Here is a 1,127-nt window from a genome sequence, read left to right as displayed (position 1 = left end):
ACCATAGTTGAATTCATGGTTACCAATGTTCCCCACATCATAGTGCAATTGGTTCATGGCTTTGTACACAGGATGAACTTCTCCAGCCTGTATGCCTTTTGCTGCCATGTAGTCACCCATCGGGCTACCTTGAATTAAGTCGCCGTTGTCGACCAACACGCTGTTTTCCACTTCGGATTTTGCCTGCTTAACTAATGTGGCTGCGCGGCTCAAACCAATTTGTTGTGATGGTTGGTCTTTGTAGTAATCGTAATCCATCACGTTGGTGTGGATGTCAGTGGTTTCAATAATGCGAAGCTTGATCGTGTCTGCCATTGCTGGCCCTGCAAGCGTCAACATGCCACTCAAAACTGCGACGGAAATAGGATTAACTGCCATTTTCATGAGGTGCTCCAATTTAATGGGATAGGAAGTCGAGTGTAACGAATTTTAATGCAACTTAATGATTAAGGTGCAGAAAACTGTGAATCAACGACATTTTACTGAACCCTTTTCATATTAAACGCCGACTTTTTCACGATTTTGAATGAGACCAAACAAAAACTTCTTAGCAGATTTTTGAATAAAAAATGAAATTTTAGAATTTCAGGTAATAAAAACACCCCGCCATAATGCTTGCATCACAATATCAATGGATGATGAGCAAGCACATGGCAACGAACGATTCAGTCACTCCTTTACCTGTACAAAAGCCGAGGTTGGTTTCTGACAACCAAGTGTCTGGCGTCACTCGTTTTGCAAAGCAGTCACTCAAACCAGGCGAAGTGGCATTGGTTGGTGCTGGCCCTGGCGACCCTGAACTTCTCACCATTAAAGCACTGAACTGTTTACAACAGGCGGATGTGGTCTTGTACGACTATTTGGTGTCTGAAGAGATCATGGCGCTGATCCCAAGCGATACGATTTTAGTTTGTGTTGGCAAGCGTGCAGGGCACCACAGTGTACCGCAAGAAAAGACAAATCAACTTTTGGTTGATTTTGCTAAGCAAGGCTACCGAGTAGTACGAGTAAAAGGCGGTGATCCTTTCGTATTTGGTCGCGGTGGAGAAGAGCTAGAAGTGTTGGCTGATGCTGGCATTCGTTTTCAAGTGGTGCCTGGTATTACTGCCGCAGCAGGAGCGACAGCA

At 44.6% G+C, this 1,127-nt stretch carries 2 protein-coding genes; one reads left to right on the top strand and one right to left on the bottom strand.

Annotation, left to right across the window (positions count from 1 at the left end; genetic code table 11):
- A partial coding sequence (locus R7M72_RS25440) for a metallophosphoesterase (protein ID WP_411913728.1) occupies positions 1-384 on the bottom strand: 384 nt, incomplete at its 3' end.
- A 266-nt stretch (positions 385-650) separates the two neighbouring features.
- On the opposite strand from R7M72_RS25440, the gene cobA reads away from it, so the two are divergent.
- The coding region (gene cobA, locus R7M72_RS25435; protein WP_318056503.1) for a uroporphyrinogen-III C-methyltransferase at positions 651-1,127 on the top strand (477 nt) is incomplete at its 3' end.

Origin of the sequence: Vibrio sp. YT-18, from assembly GCF_033337345.1 — a bacterium.
GTDB lineage: Bacteria > Pseudomonadota > Gammaproteobacteria > Enterobacterales > Vibrionaceae > Vibrio > Vibrio alginolyticus.
This window is presented reverse-complemented; position numbering and strand designations above follow the sequence as displayed.